Here is a 13,220-nt window from a genome sequence, read left to right as displayed (position 1 = left end):
GGTCACGAGGCGACACCATGCTCTCCGTCATTCCGAACCCGCCCCGCGTCGCGCTGCCGATCGTCGGCAGCGAGGACCTGTTCCCGGTCCGCCGCGTCTATTGCGTGGGGCGCAACTACGCCGCCCATGCCCGCGAGATGGGGGCGGACCCGGACCGCGAGCCGCCCTTCTTCTTCATGAAGCCCGCCGATGCCCTGCAGATCGCCGGCGGGCCCGACCCCGTGCCTCATCCGTACCCGCCGCGCACGCAAAATTACCATTTCGAGGTCGAGCTGGTGGCGGCCCTCGGCACGGGCGGGCGCGACATCCCGGTCGCGGACGCCCTCGACCATGTCTACGGCTACGCGGTCGGCCTCGACATGACCCGGCGCGACCTCCAGGACGAGGCCAAGCGCCTGGCGCGGCCCTGGGATCTCGGCAAGGCGGCCGACACCTCCGCGCCGATCGGGCCGCTGCACCGCGCCGCCCGGATCGGCCATCCGGACCGGGGCCTGATCGGCCTTTCGGTGGATGGCGCGCCGCGCCAGCGCGGGGATCTGTCCGAGATGATCTGGTCGGTGGCCGAGCAGGTCGCCTACCTGTCGGCCTATTTCGAGCTGCAGCCCGGCGACCTCCTGTTCACGGGCACGCCCTCCGGCGTCGGCCCGGTGCAGCGCGGGCAGACCCTGGTGGCGAGCATCGAGGGGCTCGGCGAGATCGCGCTCGCGGTGGTCTGATCATCCGGATGCTCCTCGATCAGCCGCTGCTGCGGCGCCTCTTCCACCTCGGCGCCCTGGTGACCCGGGGCATGACCCTCGGGGTGCGCGGCGCTGCCATCGACGGGCAGGGCCGCGTCTGCCTCGTCCGCCACACCTACGTCGCCGGCTGGCACCTGCCCGGCGGCGGCATCGAGCCCGGCGAGAACGCCCCCGACGCGATGCTGCGGGAGTTCCGCGAGGAGGCCGAGATCGTGCCGAGCGGGGCGCTGCGCCTGCACGGCTTCTACCGCAACGCCGCCGCCGCGGGCCGCGACCACGTCGCGCTCTACGTCGCCCCCGCCTTCTCGGTACTGCGCCGCAAGGCGCCGGACCGCGAGATCGCGGAATGCGGCTTCTTCCCCCTCGACGCCCTGCCGGAGGAGACCACCCGCGCCACCCGCGACCGCCTCGCGGAGATCCGCGAAGGCCGCCCCCCGGCCGCCCTCTGGTGAGGGCCGAGGCACGCGTACCGGCTGAAAAGAACCCCAAACTCAGCGCTTGCAACCTCCAGCGGAATGGTGTTTAGAGATCGCCGTCCGGGGCCGCCGGGGCCCACAGCCCCGCAACGGCGCCAGAGAGAGCGGGTGTAGCTCAGGGGTAGAGCACAACCTTGCCAAGGTTGGGGTCGAGGGTTCGAATCCCTTCGCCCGCTCCAATTTTCCCAACCAGACGAATGACTTAAAGGCCGCCTCCGGGCGGCCTTAGTCGTTTCCGGGGATGCGCGGAAGCAGCTGAAGCGCGGTGGTGTCGGTCTTGTCGCGACGGCGGGCCGCGCCAGATCCTGACCTCGCTCGGGAGCACGGTTGCGCACCGAGCACCGGAGGGCAGGGGGTCGCCTGATCGTGAACCAGCGCATTCAGTGGCGATTGTCGGGGGGTGATCATCGCTCTCGCAACGGCCGCCGTGCTGCTAATGCTAGAGCCCGATGATCCGGAGGTAGCGCTGGGCGACACCGCCGCGGCGCCGTTCGCCTCGATCATCGTGCTCGGGAAGATACGGTGGGATCAATGGCAGCAATGATCCGCGGCAGGCACCGAAAGGCGAAGGGCTGTCTGGGTGACCCGAGCTGCGGCCGGTTCACATAGCGGGCGTAGGCACGATGTCAGATCCTGAAGCCATCGAGATGCCACGGCCCCAAGGGCTCTTCGCTGGCGAGTTGTACGCGCGAGGCGTTGAGTATCTTGAGGCGTTCGAGCATCTGTCCGAAGCCAAGCCGGACCTCAAATTTGCAGGCTACTTCCTGCTGACGCACTCGATCGAGCTTCTGCTGAAATCATTTCTCGCGTCTCAAGGGGTTGCCGAAAAGATCATTCGGGGAAAGCTGGGGCATGATTTGCCTTGGGTTCTATCGGAATGCGAAAGCCGCCGTCTGCCGGCAGTCGAGAACCTCGCCGCCTTCGTGCTGCACCTTCACGAGATGAGCAACAAGCAGGATCTCCGATATCCGACCAGCTACCGATTGTCCGTTCCACGGCCCGCAGATTGCCTGCCGGTCGCCCACGCGCTGAGGTCTGCCATCGCGCTAATCGTCGAGACAGGTAGGAACAGGGCACTGCTCCAGTTCGCCAGCAGCACGCGTCACCTCGGTGATAAGAAGGTGCGGTGGGCCGACTAGGCATCCCGCGCGCGGCAAGGCGGCGGTGATTTCGTCGCAAGTGAAGAGTATAGGCGTGGGAATGGAAACGGCGATGGCATTCAAAATTTACGAGTGGGCCGAGATTAAGTTGGATCGCTCTGAACTGCTCCGGCTACCAAAGGAGCATTTGAATTTCGTTGCTGCGTCCGGCTTAGCCGCCAATGACGTTCCGTTTTTGTGAAACTCGTTATTGGTTACATGCATGACAGGAATGACAACGACCAGCTCAACGAAATAATCAAGATTCATCACCTGACGATGCGCCGTAATCTCTACGCGAAGCTAGTAGAATTTATCAAAGTATTCAATGATTATTCAATTAAGCTTGTCAGGCATAAGAAGCAAAGCGAAAGGGAATACGGCGAGAAAATTTCAGACAAAATCGAAACTTGGACATCAACAGTCGAATACGAATTCGCGAAGAAAATGCGGACAAGCGCAACGCATCACTATCTTTCAGAGGACGCGCACAAACATGTTGAGATGTTCCCGAAAAACTATCAATTTAGCCTCCTTCATCATCCGCAACCGACAAATTCATTCTTTCCAGCCAGTGAGGACATCTATCACTTAAGTCTCCTCGAGGAAGACGAAGCCAAAGGAATGAAAATTTCTAAAATGAACGATTGGCTGGAGACTATTTTGCCTGATCTAAATGAACTCCACCTCAAATTCCTTGAGCGAATATTTGAGCTTTTTAAGACAGTCCATGGCCATAAACGTGTAATATTTGCAGACGACGAATTAATTTTCGATGCCGATACTCGATTTCCGATTTTATATTACAGCGGCCGCAATTCGCGTTTTTGATAGCGTCCCTCGACAACGGCGTATACCCGGATACATTCTCGCCATGCGCACTGCCCTGCTCGCCTTCGGCCTGTGCGGCCTCGTAGGAGCCTGTGACCTGATTAGCGGATCAGGCTACACTCTCTACCGCAACTCAATCGTGACTGACGGCGCTCGTATCCATGTTGCGAGTTTCGATGCGAAGGATGGAGAGGCCTACAACCGTGAGAACTGCGACGTAGCGGCCGTCCTGTTCAACGGACAAGAGGGTGTACGGACGAAGTTCTGGTGCGAGAAGGGCCGATATCGTCCGTGAGTGAAGAGCTTAAGCATCTCTGCTGCTTAAGCTCCATGTCGTCGTTCAGCCTTCGCCCCATCACCCTGACTCCAATCGCGCCCCGAGCGCCACCAAAGTTCGTAGACGACGAGCGTGGGCACCACGCCGAACGCTAGGATCGCAAGGCCTGCGGAGACCAAGTGCTCGCTCGATGCAGCTTCGGGGCTCGGTGCTCAGCGCAACACTGAGCGAGTTACCGCGGCCATGAAAACCACGTAGAGGGCGAGCGCGCACTCAGGTTCAAGCCAACGGGACATGACGGCTTTTACCAGCCCAGGCCGGCATCACGGCCATCGTTTGGGCTTTGGTCGCGGGAGGCTTACATTGGTGGGCGAGGACGATGCTCGAGAGCCTTCGCTGATGGAACTGTCCTACCTTTTCCTGGCTGTCCCGCCGCTGCTGGCGGTCGTGGCCGCTTGGTTTGGCTGGCGCGCAGCGCGCAAGGGCGCTCGAAGAATTGACCTTATGCGTGCCCATCTCGTCGAGCGTCAGGCCGCACAACATGCAGGTCGCCGGCTCGATCAGGAGGCCGCGCGGCCCTTCGCGTCCGAAACAGGAGTCGCGACCGCTCGCTTTCAATCAAGCGCTCGGCAAGCCTGACGCCTCTCCCGGTGACCGCGACCGATTGCTGACATTACAACGTCGGTGAACCCGCCACTCGGAAGGCTGCGGGGTTCTGTGCCTGAACAGTACCCCGAGCGCGGCCGAGGGTTGGCAATCGCGGGCGGATGCACCATATCGGGGGCATGACAGAGACAGATCCCAAGCTTTACCCGTACTCTCTCGAGATTCTGCCGCCGAAGGCGGACGGTGCTTCCTATCAGTGGGCGATCCGGAAGAACGGGAAGCTCGCCCAGCGCTCCGACCGGAGCCTGCACAGCGAGGCCAAGGCCCGCGAGAGCGGAATGGCGCAGATCGAGAAGCTGCTCTCCGGCGTGGGCGACCGCTAGCGCCGCCCACCAGGCCGACGAACCCGAGCCCGCCCGGCCTTGCCGCGGCGGGCTTTCTGTTTTCCTGCGTTGCCGGAGGGGCCGGGCCGCCGTAAGCCTCGTGCCGGAGCGGGATGGTTTGGCGGAGGCGTCGGCCGCGTCCCGCCCCGCAGGAGGCCGAGGGTTTGCGCATCGGGGCGGTCAGTTGCGGATTCTGCGCGCTCTGGATGGCGAGCGTGGCGGCCTCGGCGGAGGCGCCGCTGGAGGGCAACGACCGCGCCGTGCGGGCCGCGTCTGGCCAGGAAATCCAGCTCGGCGTCTACGCCAACGTCAACGAGACCTGCTCCGGCTTGCCGGCGCCGGACCTGCGCATCACGACGGCGCCGACGCGCGGCACCCTCACGGTCAAGCTCGTGGCGCTCAGCCTGAAGGCGGATTCGAAGGTCTGCCCGGAGAAGAAGATCCCGGCGCTTGGCCTGTATTACCGGGCCGGCCCGGAGAGCGAGGGCCAGGATGCCGCGCGCGTCGAGGCGGTGGCGGGCGCCTCGGCCAAGGGTCAGCATTTCACCATCACGGTCACCCGGCACATGGAATAGGCCCGCATCGGCCCGGCCCGACCGGGCCCCGGGGGCGCCCACCGTCCTGCCCTCTGTTTTCGCCTGCACGGGGTTGTCGCGCGCGCGGGCTTGCGGCGGCTCCCGCCTCGGGCCAGGGTCGGGCGGCCCGGCGCGGGACCCGCCAGCCGGCATCCGAGGCGAGGGGCGATCCGAATTGAGAGCGATCACCGGGCTGTCCGCGTTCCTCGTCGGCGCAGCGTGGCTGGCCGCGCCGGCCTGCGCCCTCCCGGATCCCTCCCGCAACGTCCTCTGGGTCGCCCTGCAGGGCTGCCTCATCGCCAAGCGGACGACCGGGCGGGCCTTCCCCTGCCTCAGCGTCGATCTCGGCGACCGGGATCGACCCGGAACCGCGATCCTGCGCGCGCCCGGCGCGCCGACCCACCTCGTCGTCATGCCGACCGGCGACGTGCCGGGCCTCGAAGCGCCCGAGCTCCAGCGCCCGGCCGGCAACGCCTATTGGCGCGCAGCGCTCGCCGCGCGCCCCCGCGTCACGGTAGCCCTGAACGGGCGCCTTCCGGTCGAGGAGGTCGGGATGGCGGTGAACTCGGCCGGCGGGCGCAGCCAGGACCAGTTGCATATCCACCTCGATTGCCTGCAAGCGAGCGTCCGGCTGGCCCTCCAGAACCACGCGGCGCGCGTGACCAGCGGCTGGGCCCCGTTTCCCGTGCCGCTGCAGGGCCGGCGCTTCCTCGCCATGCGGGTGCGGGCCGCCGAGGCGGAGGCCTTCAATCCCTTCGCGGCCCTGGCCCATCTGCCGGGCCACGCGACGGATCTGCGCGCCGTGGCCCTGGCGGTGGCCAGCACGCCGCGCAACGACCCGGAGCCGGGCTTCATCATCCTGGCCAACCGCGCCCATGGCAGCTTCGCGGGCGAGCTGCTCCTCGACCATGCCTGCATGGCGGCAGCGCAAGCCGCGGTTCGGTGAGGCATGCGGGCCGGGGTGGGGCTACCCCGTTTGCTCCGGACGCGTCGGCGAACTGCCACCGAAAGAGGCTTTACAGCTGCGCCCCCAAGTCCGCACGATGGTCCTGGCCGGAGCGTCGTCCTGGCCCGCGCGACGCGTGCAGAGACCTCGAAAGTGCGCCAGGGCATGCCGCAACGCTTCCACTTCCGGCTGGTCAGCGCCCAGGACATCATCGAGGATCCTGTCGGGGCGCTGGCGGAGGATATCGAGGAGGCGCAGGCCGCAGCCCTCTCGGCCATCGCCGACCTGCGCCGCCAGGGCGACATGCCGGAGGGCACCGGCGAATGGCGCCTCGAGATTCGCAGCGCGTCAGGGGTTCTGCTGCGGACGATTGAGCTCCCGTGAGGCGAGCTTCAGCAGGATAGCCCGCACATGGGCGCGAACCTGCGCCAAGGCGGTTCCGGCATCCGGCACGCCCGTCGTCCTGGCTCCGGAGGGCGCTGGGGAGGGGCGCGCGTCGCAGCGCGTCTCGTCGCTGGGCAGCATGGCAGCCTCACCGTCTCACCGCGCCGTAGCCTCGGTTCGCGCACGGGACGACCCCAGATCAGTCGCTGCAAGGCAACCTCATCGATCGCGGTCGATATCTTTATGTAATGACCGTATAACCTATGTAAACGTTGGAATCGTACACGCACGAACCTGACGTAATTCGAAAGTTTTACGCTATCTCCGCCTCGGCGGCAGCCAATCAAGACTTGATGACCGTTCGGGGCAGCGGATCCGCCGCGGCTTTCCGCGAGATCTGGCGGCCGCGTCCGCCGATTGCGCACGTCTTCCCCCCATCCCGCCGCCGCGTCGGGACAATTCCGGAGCGTACGGCAGCGCTCAGAACCGTCTCGAACCTGCACGGTTAACTCCGAAATGGAGGCAACCATGAAGTTGGTCGTATCCATCGTACTGCTATCCTGTCTCAGCAGTCCGATTCTTGCGCAAACCGAGGACAATGCACGGCTGAATGAGCTCCGGACGGCGCCCGAGCCGAAGCAGCAGAAGGATCTCGACACGTTGCAGCTTGCCTCCGCCCACCGCGAACGCTCCGAGTCCATGCAGGAGCGGACGAACGGCCTGTGGCAATCCTGGACCACCTCGATCTGCGAAGGGTGCGGCGGGAACACGCCCTCGTACCGGAAGACGATCCAGGACGACTTCGCCAACCGGAAGAGCTTCGTGGGGCTCAATCCCGGAGCGCCGGCCGTTGCCCCGGAGCCGTCCCCACGGCGCGCGGCGGCGCCTGCGCGGGACGGCCGGCAGCTCTACAGCGATCTCTCGGCGGAGAATATCGATCAGATCCGGCGGATGCCCCGGCGTTAGGGGGCCCGCCCGGAAGGGTGGCGCTTCGGCACCGGAGTGGCCCGATCCGGCGCCCGAGGCTCAGGACGCCAGCATTCCCCAGACGATCCAAAGGGTGAGCCCGCCCCAGGCGAAGGCGCAGCTCGCCGCCATCGCCACGAAGGTCCACACCACGTAATCGCGCGGCTCGGATCCTGCCCGCGGCGCGAGCCTCTCGCCCGGACGGGGCGCCCGGGAGGCGAGCGTCGTCTCAAAGTCATGCGGCATCGACCAGGCTCCTCTCGTGAGGCTCGCGCAGGGCTCGACCGGCGCGGCTCCGGGCAGCCCGCTCCGGCCGTTCGCCAGTTCGTTCGCCAAGTCGTGCCTTCCGGTCAGCGACCGTCTCGGACCGCGCAGCATCGTGGCCTCCTCGGCATCGTGGACGCCGCGCTGTAGGCTCCGGCTCAGCCCGCCTCCGTGACGAAGCTCACGTTCGGTGCGGGCCGCGACCTTGGCCGCCCCGGCCGGGACCTGGGCCGCCCGAGGCCGCTCCCGCGGCGGGTCACTCGTCGCCGAATTCCTTGCGCTCGGTGAGGTCGTCCTCCTCGTCCACGTCGTCCCCGATCAGCGCGTCGAGTTCCACGATGAGGTCCTGGACCTGTGCCTCGGTGGCGCAGACCTGGAAGGTCTCGCCGTTCTGTGCCTCCAGGGTGAGGTGGAATTCCCCGTGCACCTCGTCGGTGAGGATCCGGGCGAGTTTCCTGATCGGGCTCATGGGGCGCATCGCCTCCTGCACGGGGCCGCGTCGACCGCGGCAGGGCTCGCGGCCGTCGACGCGGCCGGTCCCCATCCTGGGCCCGCGGGCCTGCGCCGACAAGCGGGCCCCGGGCGCGAGCGTGCGTCAGACCTCCGTGACGGGCACGGCCGCGGGCCCGGACGATCCGCAGGGCTCGCCGAACGCGCCCTCGGCGGCGCGGCGGCGGAGCATGGCCTTGATGGCCCGCGCGGCCGACGCGTAGGTGCTGACCCGGCGCCCGCTCAGCCGCTCGACCTCGCAGGCCTCGAGGCCCGGCAGGAGATCCGGGCAATTCCACAGGAGGCCGCACAGGACGGAGAGCGGCACGGCCCGCTCGTGCACCTCGGCGATCGGCTCCAGCATGCCGGGGCGCCAGCCGGGCAGATCCTCGATCACCTCCAGGAAGGCCTCGCGGAGATAGCTCGGAGCGTGGCCGCCGCGGCCCGGATTGTAGCGGCAGAGAATGAGGGTGTTCGGCACGCTCGCGTCTCCAACGGGCCCGCACGCGGCGTGCGGGCCGAGATGCCCCGCCGCGGGAGGCGATGCCCGGCGCGGCGTGGCCCTGGTCTCGGCTTCGGCAGGAAGGAGCGGCCGCCGATCCCGGCGGGGGCGAAACCCCCGTCCCCGGTCGAGCCGGTTCGGGACATCGGGCGGGCGGTCCGGTGCGGGCTCGGACGCCGTCATCGGAACAGGCGGCGGGTCGGACTGTCCTCGCAGGCGCGGTGGGCGTGGGTACTTCGCTCGAGTTCCGCGACGCGGCCGAGGGCAATGTAGACCCGAAGGCGCGCGAGGTGCAGGAGCGCGTCGTGGCGGGACGCGTCCTCGGGATCGTCGGGCCGGCGTGTCTCCAGCTCCGCGAAAGCTTCCTGGCTACGGTTGAACCCTTGTCGCGCTCGGTCGAGTTCCGAATACATGCGCAACCTCTTGATTCGGGTTGACGGCGCTGAGCCTGCGCGACTGTCTGAGGCAGTTTACTGCTCAGGACAAGTCTGGACTTCGCTGTATGTCGCTGGAACATCGCAAGCTCGACTTGGCCGTTACATGACGAAGGGCTGGCAGCGCTTTCCAGCGGGACTTGCACAACCTATCTTTGATGGGCGGGGCCGATGGAGACAAACGCCATGAAGCTCACCCAGAAAGCCGCCACGGCGATCGCCCAAGCCTGGGCGGCGCCCAAGGTGCACAAGCCGGCCAAGCGGGTCTGACCCCTTGTCCGAGCGCCGCGCGCGCGAGGCGGCTGCGGCAGCGCGCCCGCACCGCGCCCCTCGGGACCCCCGAGCTTAACCCTCGGGTAACCACGTTGGCCGAGACCAGGGCCGGAGGGGCACGCGCGAGGCGGCCCACGGCGTGCGGCGGGATAGGACGAGATGGCCCCTGGTTACGTGATCGCGATCGGCTTCGTGCTGGCCGGGGCCGCCGGTCTCGTTCTCGGGTTGATTCTGCTCCGGGCCGAGCAGCGCGCCAAGGCGGCGGGGCTCAGGAGCTTCCTGACCTCCGGCAATGCCGTGAGGGCCGCCCCGCCCGCGCGTTGGCGGCCAACGGCGCCGCGCCCGGTCGTGGCTCAGCGGGCGAGCGCGCGCCGGGCGCAGCCGCCACGCGCGGGCGCGGCGCCGGCCCACGCCCCGGATCAGGTCTCGGACGCCCTCGGCGCGCTGCGCCGCGCCTATGCGCGGGCGCCCGGCGGCCAGCCGTCCTGACCCGATCAGTGCAGGATCGCCCCGAGGCCGCTGCCGCACAGGACCACGAAGGCCAGCGTCGCGATGAATTTCAGGTCCTCGATCCGCTCGGCCATGGCGTCCTCAGGTGATGTCCGTCTCCGGCGGCCCGGTCATCGGGCCGCATCCCGTGCGGGGGATGCCTAGAGATTCGGTGTTTCACGGCGATTTCGCCGTGCGTTTCGTCACCGGGTCTTCCGGGCCTGCGACGAGCCTGTCCATCGGGCTTCGCGCCGCGACGAACCGGGGCGCGCCGGAAAGCGAGGCCCGGCGGGAACCTCGGCGGTTGGACGCGGTTGTGCAGACAGGTCTCAACAACCGTGTGCCTTCCCAAGGCCAAACGGCCCGCTCCCCGAACCGGTGAGCGGGCCATTTCACGTGCGCAGGTCCGGAAGCCTCGTCCCGCGCCGCCCCGCCGGGCCTGGCACCGTTCCGCCGGATCGGGCTACGGAACGCGCGTTCCATCGGAGTTCTGACATGCGCAACATCCTCCTCCTCCTGATCCTCGCCGCTGCCGGCTTCGTGCTCGTCGCCATGTATGTCGCGCCCTCGCAGCCCGAGCTGCGCGCGTGGTACCGCGACCATGCCTGCGTGCATCTCGACAAGGTGAGCCCGCAGATCTGCGCACCGATCCGTCAGGCCGATGGCGCCTGAGGGCACGCGGACGGGCGGTCCGCGGCGGATCCTCGACTGGATCTTCCGCGACCGCCGGACCGGCGCGATCACGATCGCGCAATGGCCGAACCTTCCCCTCTGGCTGTTCGCCGGCACGAGCCTCGCGGATTGGATCCTCCACCCGCCGGGACCACCTGGCCTGATCCTGCGCCTCGCGGCGGGGGCGAGCCTCGCCTGGTGGGCGCTCGACGAGGTTCTGCGCGGCGTCAATCCGTGGCGGCGCTTCCTCGGCGCGGCGGTGCTCGCCGGGCAGGCCCTAGCGCTCGCTGCCGCCGGATTCTGACGCGGCGGTGTGGGCCCACACACCGGCCCACGCCTGAACACAAAAACTCGATCGCGGACAATCGACTTGACCCGCGGCCCCGGCTGAGTATCGGTGCCGCCAGCAAGCTCGACGGGGATGTTTCATGGCGGATGCCGGCAACGCGCTGCCCTTCGTGGCGACAGCGCCTCAAGCGGAACGGCTGCACATGCTGCACCGGATCGCCGACGCCCTCGACCTGCAGATCGCCGACCTCTACGGCCACGCCCTGCGCCGCGGCGAGGCGCCCCCGACGGAAGCCGAATGCGCGACCGCCATGGCGGCCTTCCTGCGCATTAGCGACCCGAATGCCCGCCGCCGCTGCCTCGCCCTGATGCAGGCGCTCGCCAGCCCCTGAGACCGACCACCCGTCGAGTTCCGGCACCGTGCACAGGTCCGGTTCGCGCCGCAGGCCCGGGGTTTGACCGCGGGCCGATCCCTTGCCTTGATGCGCCGGCCGGTCATCCGAGACCGGCCCCGCCCCGATCGATGGGGCGCGGGTGGGCCACGCCTCCGGGCGCGGGCAGGGAAGGGACGCGGTCATGACGGGGCAGGGATTGATGAAACGCGGCGTGCCGAAGCGGGGGCCGGAAAGGTCGGGCCTGGCGGGGATCGCCCTCGCCGCCGCGCTCACCCTCGGGGGCGTCGCGACCGCTTTCGGGGCCCCGTTCCCGGAGCAGCGGAAAGCCGATCATTGGGTCAAGGATTTCCGGTTCTCCACTGGCGAGACCCTACCGGTGCGCCTGCACTACACCACCCTCGGCACACCGCACCGGAACGCGCAGGGCGAGATCGACAACGCGGTCCTGGCGCTGCACGGCACCACCGGCACCGGCAAGAGCTTCCTCAATACGGGCCTCGGCCCCGAATTGTTCGGGGAGGGCGCACCGCTGGACGCGCGCAAGTACTTCGTCATCCTGCCCGACGGAATCGGGCGGGGCGGCTCGACCAAGCCCTCGGACGGCCTGCGGGCGCGCTTTCCCCGCTACGGCTACGGCGACGTGGTGGAGGGCCAGCACCGGGTCGTGGCCGAGGCGCTCGGCATCCGGCACCTGCGCCTCGTGCTCGGCACCTCGATGGGGGGCATGCAGGCCTGGATCTGGGGCGAGCGCTACCCGGAGATGATGGACCTGATCATGCCGGTGGCGAGCCAGCCGATCCCGGTGAGCGGGCGCAACGCCCTGTGGCGGCGCCTCCTGATCGAGGGCATCCGCACCGATCCGGATTGGAAGAACGGCGAGTACACGACGCAGCCGCAGAATTTCGGGCACATCCTGCCGATCTTCAACATCATGACCGAGAGCGTATTGGGCCAGCAGAAGCTGGCTCCGACCCGCGGCGCGGCGGACGCCCTCTACGACAAGCTGATCGCCTCCTACGAGAACAAGGCCGACGCCAACGATTGGATGTACTGGTTCGATTCGTCCTACGATTACGACCCCTTCGCGGATCTCGGGCGCATCACCGCCAAGGTGCTGGCGGTGAATTTCGCCGACGACGAGCTCAACCCGCCCCAGCTCGACGTGATGAACGCCGCGCTGGCCAAGGTGAAGGACGGGCGCTTCGTGCTGGTGCCGACCTCGACCGAGACCCACGGGCATCAGTCGCTGCGCTTCGCCAACCTCTGGAAGGGCTATCTCGCCGAGTTCCTGGCGCACCCCACGGAGGCGACCGAGGCTCAGAGCTCGGCCGAGCGCCTCGACAGCTCGGCCCGCAGGTGACGGGCGGCCTCCGTCAGCGCAGGCGCCCGGCGCTGGCGGGGGCGGGACAGATCGAGTCGGACCTCGGCGGCGATCCGGCCGGGGCTGCCGGCCAGGACCACGACCCGGTCGGCCAGCGTCACGGCCTCGTCGATGTCGTGGGTGACGAACAGGATGGTCTTGCCGGTCTTGGCCTGGATGCGCTGCAACTCGTCCTGCAGCCCCTCGCGGGTGAAGCTGTCCAGCGCCGAGAAGGGCTCGTCCATCAGGAGCACGTCGGGCTCCACCGCCAGCGCCCGGGCGATGGCGACGCGCTGGCGCTGGCCGCCCGAGAGCTGGTGCGGCCAGCGGCCCGCCAGGTCGGCGAGCCCCACGAGGGCGAGCATCTCGGTGGCCTTGGTCCGGCGCGCCGCCCGCGACAGGCCGGCCCCCTCGAGCCCGAAGGCGACGTTGTCGACCACCCGCCGCCAGGGCAGCAGGCGGGCATCCTGGAACACCAGGGCCATCGGGGTGCGGCAGCCCGGCCGGGTGTCGAGCCGGACCCGGCCGGAGGAGGGCTTGGCCAGCCCGATCAGCACCCGCAGCAGGGTCGACTTGCCGACGCCGGACTCGCCGACGATCACCAGGAACTCGCCCCGCGCGATGCTGAGGTCGAGATTCGACAGGATGACGTTGCGCGTGCCGCCCCGCTCGTAGGCGAGACTTAGGGCACGGATGTCGATGATGGGCGTGTCGCCGGGTCGCTCGGTCATGCG

Annotated in this window: 22 protein-coding genes and 1 tRNA gene; 18 read left to right on the top strand and 5 right to left on the bottom strand. The window is 68.1% G+C overall.

The genetic code is table 11. The features are described from left to right. Window positions 1-17 precede the first annotated feature (17 nt). The 13 genes from F6X53_RS17615 (at window position 18) to F6X53_RS17560 (ending at window position 7,320) form a co-directional block, all read left to right on the top strand. Window positions 18-716, top strand: coding sequence for a fumarylacetoacetate hydrolase family protein (locus F6X53_RS17615; protein ID WP_151001499.1), 699 nt, complete (start codon window positions 18-20; stop codon window positions 714-716). Window positions 717-724: 8 nt separating this feature from the next. Further along, window positions 725-1,189: an NUDIX domain-containing protein gene (locus F6X53_RS17610; protein ID WP_151001498.1), complete on the top strand. Its 465-nt coding sequence runs from the start codon at window positions 725-727 to the stop codon at window positions 1,187-1,189. Between the two features lie 128 nt (window positions 1,190-1,317). After that, window positions 1,318-1,392 (top strand) — tRNA-Gly (locus tag F6X53_RS17605). 221 nt (window positions 1,393-1,613) lie between these two features. Then, window positions 1,614-1,757: a hypothetical protein gene (locus F6X53_RS32465; RefSeq protein WP_191970883.1), complete on the top strand. Its 144-nt coding sequence runs from the start codon at window positions 1,614-1,616 to the stop codon at window positions 1,755-1,757. A gap of 79 nt (window positions 1,758-1,836) precedes the next feature. After that, window positions 1,837-2,352 carry a hypothetical protein gene (locus F6X53_RS17600; protein WP_151001497.1) on the top strand — a complete coding sequence of 172 codons (516 nt, stop codon included), beginning with the start codon at window positions 1,837-1,839 and terminating at the stop codon, window positions 2,350-2,352. A gap of 198 nt (window positions 2,353-2,550) precedes the next feature. Beyond that, entirely contained in the window at window positions 2,551-3,183 is a 633-nt protein-coding gene (locus tag F6X53_RS17595) for a hypothetical protein (protein WP_151001496.1), read from the top strand. 43 nt (window positions 3,184-3,226) lie between these two features. Next, the gene (locus tag F6X53_RS17590) at window positions 3,227-3,478 is read left to right on the top strand and encodes a hypothetical protein (protein ID WP_151001495.1); all 252 of its coding nucleotides are present in this window, start codon (window positions 3,227-3,229) and stop codon (window positions 3,476-3,478) included. A gap of 381 nt (window positions 3,479-3,859) precedes the next feature. Further along, window positions 3,860-4,099 (top strand): hypothetical protein, encoded by a 240-nt coding sequence (locus F6X53_RS17585; RefSeq protein WP_151001494.1) that lies wholly within the window; start codon window positions 3,860-3,862, stop codon window positions 4,097-4,099. Window positions 4,100-4,245: 146 nt separating this feature from the next. Further along, window positions 4,246-4,449 (top strand): hypothetical protein, encoded by a 204-nt coding sequence (locus tag F6X53_RS17580; protein WP_151001493.1) that lies wholly within the window; start codon window positions 4,246-4,248, stop codon window positions 4,447-4,449. A 164-nt stretch (window positions 4,450-4,613) separates the two neighbouring features. Further along, window positions 4,614-5,024 (top strand): hypothetical protein, encoded by a 411-nt coding sequence (locus F6X53_RS17575; RefSeq protein ID WP_151001492.1) that lies wholly within the window; start codon window positions 4,614-4,616, stop codon window positions 5,022-5,024. A gap of 175 nt (window positions 5,025-5,199) precedes the next feature. Continuing rightward, window positions 5,200-5,970: a CDP-diacylglycerol diphosphatase gene (locus tag F6X53_RS17570; protein WP_238296658.1), complete on the top strand. Its 771-nt coding sequence runs from the start codon at window positions 5,200-5,202 to the stop codon at window positions 5,968-5,970. A gap of 153 nt (window positions 5,971-6,123) precedes the next feature. Next, window positions 6,124-6,354, top strand: coding sequence for a DUF6894 family protein (locus F6X53_RS17565; protein WP_191970881.1), 231 nt, complete (start codon window positions 6,124-6,126; stop codon window positions 6,352-6,354). A gap of 516 nt (window positions 6,355-6,870) precedes the next feature. Beyond that, the gene (locus F6X53_RS17560; protein WP_151001489.1) at window positions 6,871-7,320 is read left to right on the top strand and encodes a hypothetical protein; all 450 of its coding nucleotides are present in this window, start codon (window positions 6,871-6,873) and stop codon (window positions 7,318-7,320) included. Window positions 7,321-7,380: 60 nt separating this feature from the next. Here F6X53_RS17560 and F6X53_RS17555 read toward each other — a convergent pair whose 3' ends face one another. The 4 genes from F6X53_RS17555 to F6X53_RS17540 all read right to left on the bottom strand — a co-directional run bounded on the left by F6X53_RS17555 (window position 7,381) and on the right by F6X53_RS17540 (window position 8,988). Then, window positions 7,381-7,566 (bottom strand): hypothetical protein, encoded by a 186-nt coding sequence (locus tag F6X53_RS17555; RefSeq protein WP_151001488.1) that lies wholly within the window; start codon window positions 7,564-7,566, stop codon window positions 7,381-7,383. Window positions 7,567-7,840: 274 nt separating this feature from the next. Beyond that, window positions 7,841-8,053, bottom strand: coding sequence for a hypothetical protein (locus F6X53_RS17550; RefSeq protein WP_151001487.1), 213 nt, complete (start codon window positions 8,051-8,053; stop codon window positions 7,841-7,843). A 126-nt stretch (window positions 8,054-8,179) separates the two neighbouring features. After that, complete coding sequence (locus F6X53_RS17545) at window positions 8,180-8,554, bottom strand: RNA-binding protein (RefSeq protein WP_151001486.1); 375 nt, start codon at window positions 8,552-8,554, stop codon at window positions 8,180-8,182. A gap of 200 nt (window positions 8,555-8,754) precedes the next feature. Next, the gene (locus F6X53_RS17540; RefSeq protein WP_151001485.1) at window positions 8,755-8,988 is read right to left on the bottom strand and encodes a hypothetical protein; all 234 of its coding nucleotides are present in this window, start codon (window positions 8,986-8,988) and stop codon (window positions 8,755-8,757) included. 453 nt (window positions 8,989-9,441) lie between these two features. Between F6X53_RS17540 and F6X53_RS17535 the strand changes: the two genes are divergently transcribed. The 5 genes from F6X53_RS17535 to F6X53_RS17520 all read left to right on the top strand — a co-directional run bounded on the left by F6X53_RS17535 (window position 9,442) and on the right by F6X53_RS17520 (window position 12,486). After that, window positions 9,442-9,771, top strand: a complete 330-nt coding sequence (locus F6X53_RS17535; RefSeq protein ID WP_151001484.1) for a hypothetical protein — start codon at window positions 9,442-9,444, stop codon at window positions 9,769-9,771. A gap of 495 nt (window positions 9,772-10,266) precedes the next feature. Continuing rightward, window positions 10,267-10,443 (top strand): hypothetical protein, encoded by a 177-nt coding sequence (locus F6X53_RS32460; protein WP_191970880.1) that lies wholly within the window; start codon window positions 10,267-10,269, stop codon window positions 10,441-10,443. After that, a complete protein-coding gene (locus F6X53_RS17530; protein ID WP_151001483.1) occupies window positions 10,433-10,747 on the top strand; it encodes a hypothetical protein in 315 nt (104 codons plus the stop codon). Before F6X53_RS32460 ends, F6X53_RS17530 begins: the two co-directional genes overlap by 11 nt. Window positions 10,748-10,871: 124 nt before the next feature. Further along, entirely contained in the window at window positions 10,872-11,123 is a 252-nt protein-coding gene (locus tag F6X53_RS17525) for a hypothetical protein (RefSeq protein ID WP_151001482.1), read from the top strand. A 184-nt stretch (window positions 11,124-11,307) separates the two neighbouring features. Then, window positions 11,308-12,486 (top strand): alpha/beta fold hydrolase, encoded by a 1,179-nt coding sequence (locus F6X53_RS17520; protein ID WP_244965587.1) that lies wholly within the window; start codon window positions 11,308-11,310, stop codon window positions 12,484-12,486. Here the strand turns inward: F6X53_RS17520 and F6X53_RS17515 are convergent. Beyond that, the gene (locus tag F6X53_RS17515; protein WP_151001480.1) at window positions 12,444-13,217 is read right to left on the bottom strand and encodes an ABC transporter ATP-binding protein; all 774 of its coding nucleotides are present in this window, start codon (window positions 13,215-13,217) and stop codon (window positions 12,444-12,446) included. The genes F6X53_RS17520 and F6X53_RS17515 overlap by 43 nt on opposite strands. Between the last annotated feature and the right edge of the window lie 3 nt (window positions 13,218-13,220).

The organism is Methylobacterium soli, from assembly GCF_008806385.1.
Lineage (GTDB): Bacteria > Pseudomonadota > Alphaproteobacteria > Rhizobiales > Beijerinckiaceae > Methylobacterium > Methylobacterium soli.
This window is presented reverse-complemented; position numbering and strand designations above follow the sequence as displayed.

Coding starts and splice junctions, on each gene's coding strand:
- F6X53_RS17615 (WP_151001499.1), top strand. CDS start 18: ATGCTCTCCGTCATTCCGAACCCGCCCCGCGTCGCGCTGCCGATCGTC.
- F6X53_RS17610 (WP_151001498.1), top strand. CDS start 725: ATGCTCCTCGATCAGCCGCTGCTGCGGCGCCTCTTCCACCTCGGCGCC.
- F6X53_RS17600 (WP_151001497.1), top strand. CDS start 1,837: ATGTCAGATCCTGAAGCCATCGAGATGCCACGGCCCCAAGGGCTCTTC.
- F6X53_RS17590 (WP_151001495.1), top strand. CDS start 3,227: ATGCGCACTGCCCTGCTCGCCTTCGGCCTGTGCGGCCTCGTAGGAGCC.
- F6X53_RS17585 (WP_151001494.1), top strand. CDS start 3,860: ATGGAACTGTCCTACCTTTTCCTGGCTGTCCCGCCGCTGCTGGCGGTC.
- F6X53_RS17580 (WP_151001493.1), top strand. CDS start 4,246: ATGACAGAGACAGATCCCAAGCTTTACCCGTACTCTCTCGAGATTCTG.
- F6X53_RS17560 (WP_151001489.1), top strand. CDS start 6,871: ATGGAGGCAACCATGAAGTTGGTCGTATCCATCGTACTGCTATCCTGT.
- F6X53_RS17555 (WP_151001488.1), bottom strand. CDS start 7,566: ATGCCGCATGACTTTGAGACGACGCTCGCCTCCCGGGCGCCCCGTCCG.
- F6X53_RS17550 (WP_151001487.1), bottom strand. CDS start 8,053: ATGAGCCCGATCAGGAAACTCGCCCGGATCCTCACCGACGAGGTGCAC.
- F6X53_RS17540 (WP_151001485.1), bottom strand. CDS start 8,988: ATGTATTCGGAACTCGACCGAGCGCGACAAGGGTTCAACCGTAGCCAG.
- F6X53_RS17535 (WP_151001484.1), top strand. CDS start 9,442: ATGGCCCCTGGTTACGTGATCGCGATCGGCTTCGTGCTGGCCGGGGCC.
- F6X53_RS32460 (WP_191970880.1), top strand. CDS start 10,267: ATGCGCAACATCCTCCTCCTCCTGATCCTCGCCGCTGCCGGCTTCGTG.
- F6X53_RS17530 (WP_151001483.1), top strand. CDS start 10,433: ATGGCGCCTGAGGGCACGCGGACGGGCGGTCCGCGGCGGATCCTCGAC.
- F6X53_RS17525 (WP_151001482.1), top strand. CDS start 10,872: ATGGCGGATGCCGGCAACGCGCTGCCCTTCGTGGCGACAGCGCCTCAA.
- F6X53_RS17520 (WP_244965587.1), top strand. CDS start 11,308: ATGACGGGGCAGGGATTGATGAAACGCGGCGTGCCGAAGCGGGGGCCG.
- F6X53_RS17515 (WP_151001480.1), bottom strand. CDS start 13,217: ATGACCGAGCGACCCGGCGACACGCCCATCATCGACATCCGTGCCCTA.